Origin of the sequence: Cupriavidus basilensis, from assembly GCF_029335485.1 — a bacterium.
In the GTDB taxonomy this organism is placed as follows: domain Bacteria; phylum Pseudomonadota; class Gammaproteobacteria; order Burkholderiales; family Burkholderiaceae; genus Cupriavidus; species Cupriavidus basilensis_E.
In genome coordinates this window covers 1-6174 of sequence record NZ_JARJLM010000347.1, presented here as the reverse complement: position 1 = coordinate 6174, position 6174 = coordinate 1, and the positions used below count along the sequence as shown (strand labels likewise).

General features: G+C 62.3%; 6 protein-coding genes, 1 tRNA gene and 2 pseudogenes. 8 read left to right on the top strand and 1 reads right to left on the bottom strand.

What is annotated here, in order from left to right:
- Positions 1–108: 108 nt before the first annotated feature.
- Both serS and P3W85_RS20265 read left to right on the top strand, forming a co-directional pair.
- A complete protein-coding gene (gene serS, locus P3W85_RS20270; protein ID WP_017230351.1) occupies positions 109–1413 on the top strand; it encodes a serine--tRNA ligase in 1305 nt (434 codons plus the stop codon).
- Between the two features lie 78 nt (positions 1414–1491).
- Positions 1492–1581, top strand: a tRNA-Ser gene (locus P3W85_RS20265).
- Between the two features lie 350 nt (positions 1582–1931).
- Here the strand turns inward: P3W85_RS20265 and hpaH are convergent.
- Positions 1932–2741 carry a 2-oxo-hept-4-ene-1,7-dioate hydratase gene (gene hpaH, locus P3W85_RS20260; protein WP_276266120.1) on the bottom strand — a complete coding sequence of 270 codons (810 nt, stop codon included), beginning with the start codon at positions 2739–2741 and terminating at the stop codon, positions 1932–1934.
- A 162-nt stretch (positions 2742–2903) separates the two neighbouring features.
- Between hpaH and P3W85_RS20255 the strand changes: the two genes are divergently transcribed.
- The 6 genes and pseudogenes from P3W85_RS20255 (at position 2904) to P3W85_RS20230 (ending at position 6165) form a co-directional block, all read left to right on the top strand.
- Positions 2904–3383, top strand: a complete 480-nt coding sequence (locus P3W85_RS20255) for a VOC family protein (protein ID WP_276266119.1) — start codon at positions 2904–2906, stop codon at positions 3381–3383.
- A 50-nt stretch (positions 3384–3433) separates the two neighbouring features.
- Positions 3434–4111 carry a flavin reductase family protein gene (locus P3W85_RS20250; RefSeq protein WP_346430277.1) on the top strand — a complete coding sequence of 226 codons (678 nt, stop codon included), beginning with the start codon at positions 3434–3436 and terminating at the stop codon, positions 4109–4111.
- Positions 4112–4150: 39 nt separating this feature from the next.
- Positions 4151–4381: pseudogene (locus P3W85_RS20245) on the top strand (aldehyde dehydrogenase family protein); the annotation flags it as partial.
- A gap of 427 nt (positions 4382–4808) precedes the next feature.
- Positions 4809–5345, top strand: a complete 537-nt coding sequence (locus P3W85_RS20240; RefSeq protein ID WP_017230346.1) for a MarR family winged helix-turn-helix transcriptional regulator — start codon at positions 4809–4811, stop codon at positions 5343–5345.
- Positions 5346–5378: 33 nt separating this feature from the next.
- Positions 5379–5789: pseudogene (locus P3W85_RS20235) on the top strand (lysophospholipid transporter LplT); the annotation flags it as partial.
- 220 nt (positions 5790–6009) lie between these two features.
- Entirely contained in the window at positions 6010–6165 is a 156-nt protein-coding gene (locus P3W85_RS20230) for a hypothetical protein (protein WP_017230345.1), read from the top strand.
- Positions 6166–6174: the final 9 nt, after the last annotated feature.

The window sequence follows — 6174 nt, the reverse complement described above, 5'->3', positions numbered from 1 at the left end:
ATTGCGCTGTTCCTCACCCGCCTTATCGGCGCCCATCCCGCCCGGTGCAGTAAAATGGCCGGTCCGCCGGCATCTCGCCGGCCCATGCACCTCCCCCTCACACGCAACATGCTAGACATCCAGCTGTTCCGCAAAGACATCGACGCCGTGGCGCAACGCCTTGCCACGCGCGGATTCCAACTCGACGTAGCGGCCTTCCAGGCACTCGAAGCCGAGCGCAAGCAACTGCAGACCCAGACCGAGGAACTGCAGGCGCGCCGCAACAGCCTCTCGAAGCAGATCGGCATGCTCAAGGGCAAGGGCGAGGACGCCTCGGCGGTGATGGCCGAAGTCGGCGGCATCGGCGATGCGCTCAAGGCCTCGGCCGTTCGCCTGGACGAGATCCAGGCCCAGCTCTCCGAGACCATGCTGGCCATTCCCAACCTGCCGCATGAAAGCGTGCCGGTGGGCCGCGACGAAAACGAGAACGTGGAAGTGCGCCGCGTCGGCACGCCGCGCAGCTTCGACTTCGAGGTCAAGGATCACGTCGACGTGGGCGAACGCCTCGGGCTGGATTTCGACACCGCGAGCAAGGTCACGGGTTCGCGCTTCGCCATGCTGCGCGGCGGCATTGCGCGCATGCACCGGGCGCTGGTGCAGCTGATGCTCGACACCCACACGCTCGAGCACGGCTACACCGAGATGTACGTGCCCTATATCGTCAATGCCGCGTCGATGCGCGGCACCGGCCAGTTGCCCAAGTTCGAGGAAGACCTGTTCAAGGTGCCGCGCAAGGTCGGCAGCGAAGAGGGCGAGCGCACCGAGAATTTCTACCTGATCCCCACCGCCGAGGTGCCGCTGACCAATATCGTGCGCGACGCCATCGTGGCCGGCGACGAGCTGCCGCTGCGTTTCGTCGCCCATACGCCTTGCTTCCGTTCCGAAGCCGGCTCCTATGGCCGCGACACGCGCGGCATGATCCGCCAGCATCAGTTCGACAAGGTCGAGCTCGTGCAGGTGGTGCCGCCCGAGCAATCGTTCGACGCGCTGGAGCAGCTTACCGGCCACGCCGAAGCCATCCTGAAGAAGCTGGACCTGCCGTTCCGCACCATCGTGCTGTGCACCGGCGACATGGGCTTCGGCAGCACCAAGACCTATGACCTGGAGGTGTGGATTCCCGCGCAGAACACCTACCGCGAGATCAGTTCCTGCTCCAACATGGGCGACTTCCAGGCGCGCCGCATGCAGGCCCGCTTCCGCACGGGACAGGGCAAGCCCGAGCTGCTGCACACGCTCAACGGCTCCGGCCTGGCCGTGGGCCGCACCCTGGTGGCGATTCTCGAGAACTACCAGAACGCAGACGGTTCGCTGACGGTGCCGGCCGCGCTGCAGCCTTATCTGGGCGGCCTGACGCGGCTCGAGCCCGAGGCGTAAATTTTCGATCAAGGGGCTTGCGGTCGCATCAAGGTTTCCTCTATAATCTTGTTCTTCGCGACAAGCGACCCAGTTACCGGAGAGGTGGCAGAGTGGTCGAATGTACCTGACTCGAAATCAGGCGTACCGGCGACGGTACCGTGGGTTCGAATCCCACCCTCTCCGCCAGCAGTACGCAAAACCCCACGATTCCCACGGAGTCGTGGGGTTTTTGCTTTGGGGCAATCCAATGCAATGGCTTGTCGAACGGCTTCTCGGGGACGTAACTCGGGGGCATCGTTCAGCGCCGGCCCCGGATGACGCTCGCCTCCTCATTCTGGTTGCGCCTTCATCGGGCGGGCCTGGGCAGGGGAGGCTTCAGGCTCGCCGGATCCTTTTCGCCGGTACGCCAACCTTGCCTTGCGCCCGCCCACTCCGATTGGCGTCGGAGTGCGGATCGATACCGCACGGGCGCGCACAGCGAAGGTGGCAAGGGTGCGATGACGCCACGGCCGCAAGCCACCGAAAATAGTCGGGGCCTAGGCCATGTGGAAAGACAAGCTTCCCAGTCTGCCGAAATCGGCATGCACGACGTCACCTGCGGCGAGCAGCAAGGGGCGCGTAAATGATCCCGACAGGACGATGTCCCCCGCGGACAGTTTGTGCCCTTCCCTGGCCAGACGGTTTGCCAGCCACGCCACCCCGTTGGCAGGGTGGTTCAGCACGCCCGCCGCAATTCCCGTCTCCTCCATAAGCCCGTTGCGGCTAAGCAAGGCCCCGCACCAGCGGAGATCCAGGGAGCCTGGTCGGATCGGATTGCCACCGAGCATCAGGGCGGCATTGGCGGCGTTGTCGGCGATGGTATCCCGGACCCGGCGTGTTCTGCCGGTGACAGGGTCGACGCGCTGGATACGCGCATCGATGAATTCGAGCGCCGGGATGACATAGGCGGTGGCGTCCAGCACCTGGCAGGCACCGATGCCGGGGCCGCAAAGGTCGCGCTCGAGCACGAACGCCAGTTCGACCTCCACGCGCGGCTCGATGAAGCGGCTGGCAAGGACCGCGGCGTTTTCAGGCAGCAGCATGTCATCCAATAACACGCCGAAATCCGGTTCGTCGATTCCAACTGCCGCCTGCATCGCACGAGAGGTCAGGCCGACCTTGGCGCCAATTGGCCGGCGGCCCGAGGCGCGCTTGAGCGCGATCCAGGCACTCTGTATCGCATAGCTGTCATCAACAGTCATCCCTGGATAGCTCGCTGAGAGCTGCGGAATCTGCTGGTGGCTCGCCTCGGCCATCTCGAGTTGTTCGGCGATATGTTGGATGGTGCTTGGATCAAAGGTGCGCATGAAATCTCCTTGAGCTGCGTCAACGCCAGTGGACATCGACAACTGGAATATACTTCGCTTGACAGATAGTACGTGTGCCGTATCATATATCGAAGGCGGCGCTGAATGCAAAGTCAGGTGGCGCCGATTCCTGCCAGTTCACTTTCGACAGAGGAGCCAAACATGGCTATTGAGATTCTCGAGCTTCATCATCACGCGGTACGTATGCCCATCGACAAGGTCGAAGCCATGGGCACTTTCTATGGTGGCGTACTCGGTCTGGACACGGATGCCGGGCGCTGGAGCATTCCCGGCATTCCCGGCTACTTTCTTGACATGGGTAATGACTGCCAGATCCACCTGCTCGGCAGCGACGGTCCTTCGCCCTATGCACAGGGACCTGGCAAGGATCCGGTCGAAAACCACGTTGCGCTGGCGGTGCGCGATATCCTCGCGACGGAGGCGGAGTTGCTGCGCATGAATGTGGACTTCTGGAAACTCGACAACGTGGCGGCCCCAGAGTTGAAACAGCTGTTCCTGCGGGATCCGGTGGGCAATCTGATCGAGCTGCATCAGATTGGCCGCTGCCGCTGCAAGCGCAGCGACCGTGCATTCGCCGACGCGCGTGCCGCTGCCGGGGCTACCCCAACGACGAAATCCTGAGTTTTCCCCGGCACCCCACTCTTTAGGGTTGAGTCCCAATGTACATAGACATGCAAGCACTCGACGGCGCTACGCGGCAGAAGTTGCTGTCCACTGTCATCGTGCCCAGGCCGATCGCCTGGATCTCCTCCATGGATGAGGCTGGGGCGATCAATGTCGCGCCGTTCTCATTCTTCAATCTGTTGTCGGGCGACCCGCCCATCTTCTGTGTCGGCATCGGAATCCGCGATGGCATGCCGAAAGACACTGCCAGGAACATTCGCGCGCGCGGTGAGTTCACCGTGAATCTGGTGTCGACGGCGCTTGCCCGTCGCATGAACGTCACGGCGGTCGATTTTCCGGCGCATGTGAATGAAGCTGTGGAGGCTGACCTGGCTCTCGTTCCCGGGACCAGGATTTCAACACCGCGGGTCACCATGAGCCCGGCTTCATTTGAATGCAGCGTGCGCAACCTGCTCGACATCGACGGCGGGCGCACCGTAGTGGTCGCCGACATCGTGGCGATGCACGTGGTTGACGAGGCCGTCCTGGACGCCGAGCGGCTCTATCTCGATACGCCTCGTATGGACTTGCTGAGTCGGCTCCACAACCCCGGCTGGTATTGCCGTCCTGGCCCGGCTTTTCAGATGCCCCAGTTGAGCTCGCAGCAGTGGGACGACATCAAACGTAGCGGAAAAGCCGAGGAATATCTCCGCGGTGAACCGGCAACGGCGTCATGCACGGGATGAACTCGGAAGCAAGCCGCCTTTGCACGGGCAGCCGCCGCTACCCGCGACCTGGGACGGGTGCGGCGGGTCGCAGGCGCCATCGAAGCGGGAATGATCGGCATCAACGAGACCGCGATCTCGACGGAAGTTGCGCCATTTGGTGGCATCAAGGAGTCGGGACAGGGAAGGGAAGGCTCCCGTCACGGCTTGGATGATTACCTGGAGATCAAATACCTCTGCATGGGGGGCTTGGCCAGCCGCCCCGAATCCAGCGCTGGCGGGCACGCATAGCAGTTCCGCGCCGGCAGCGCATTCCGTTGCACCCTGTTTTCAAGACTTGGAGAAAGAAGTGAAATCTTATGTCAATCGATACCTTTGCGCTTGCGCGACACTCTGCATATCCGGCATGTTCGTGAATGCCATGACGCCGGCGTACGCAGCTGAGCTGCCCGGCAACGCCGCTTGCGTTGCAAAGGCCTACGCGAGCAACTCGGCCGAAGCGCGCCCACGCGACCCATTTTCGGATGGCGCCAGGGGCATCGACAGAGTCGGTAGCGCCTGCGCGTATGGGCATATTGCCGATAGGCGAGACGCCTTCGCGGACGGAGCATAGGCCCGGCGGCCCGATATGGGAGTTTCCATGCGGAGTCTGATACGATTAACACACAATATGCCACCCGTACCAGATTCCTCAGCACGCGGCCGCCCGCCCAACCCTATGACGAACGAGATCGACACCACCCATCGCGTCGAAGCCAAACAAGCCATCGCACCCCATTTGAAACTGCTTGCTGCCACCGCGGAGCGGGGCACCAGCCGAAAGAAGGCTGCGGCTGGCCTGATGTTGCTTTGGCTGAGCGACGACGTGATGGGCGTGGCCAACGCAAAGTTGCGCGAACATGGCATCACCGAGAACAAGCTGGACGTGTTGATACTGTTTTCGCTGGCCGAGCGCGGGCTGCTGGATGTCGGGCCGCTCACGCCCTCGGTGATTGCGGACTATTTTGGCGTGACCCGTTCCTCGGCCACCGGTCTGCTGGACTGGCTGGAGGCGCGTGCCCTGCTTGCACGCGAACATCGCAAGGACGATAGACGCAGCCTTGAGTTGGCACTGACCGATGAAGGCAGGATGCTGCTGAATCAGGCCTTGCCGACCTTCTGGCGCGCTTGCGCTCATCTTACCCGCGAGCTGAGCGAAGAAGATTGCCAGGCGCTCGAGGCAATTCTGTCCAAAGTCTGGCATGGCATCAAATGATGATGGTTGGTCTCGTCGAGGCCTTCGAGCGCGGTGCTCACTCTGATGGCCTTCTGCACCAAGGGCATCATACCCGACGTCATGCTTGATGCGCTGGGGCTGCACATGCCGCTCTATGTGGCGACCGCCTATCTCTTCCTGGCGGTGGTGGGCGGGATGTCCGGTTATTTCGTGGTGCCGATGAACGCCCTGCTGCAGCACCGCGGCCACGTGCCGCTCTCCGCAGGCCACTCGATCGCCGTGCAGAACTTCAATGGGAATGTCTCAGTCCTGCTGACGTTAACCCTGTACGCGCTGCTGACTAAGCTCAATGCACCAATCGGCATAGTGATCGTCGGCCTCGGTCTGTTCGTCTGCACCGGCATGCTACTGGTGATGCGCCAGCATCGCTACAACGTACGGACGTTCAATTCGCTGGCGATGCTTAGCGAAGACAACCACCACGCATCCATCCATGGGGTACCCGCGCAGGCGAGGAGCCCACTGATGAACAAAGCTGCTACGGCGTCACCGCGCCGAGCATCCATCCGCAACGGGTGAGTTCGCCGTCGCAAGCCATCAAGGCGTGGCGGGCCTATTTTTGGCCTGCCGTGCAATCGCGCGCGCTGGCCGCACTATATTGAGTAAGTGGCAACCGCCACGTCGACCAGAATGGAGGCCCCAGATGAGTCGGAACGCTCACTCCAATTCGAAGCGCCCATCGCCGAATATCCGGATCGAGAAACGGCACAGCAAGGAGAGCGAGGTGCAGGAGGTTTCTCACAAGGACCCGAAGATGGCTGAGCCCGGCGCGATGCGCCAGCGCACGCACCGCAAGTAATCCAGCCAG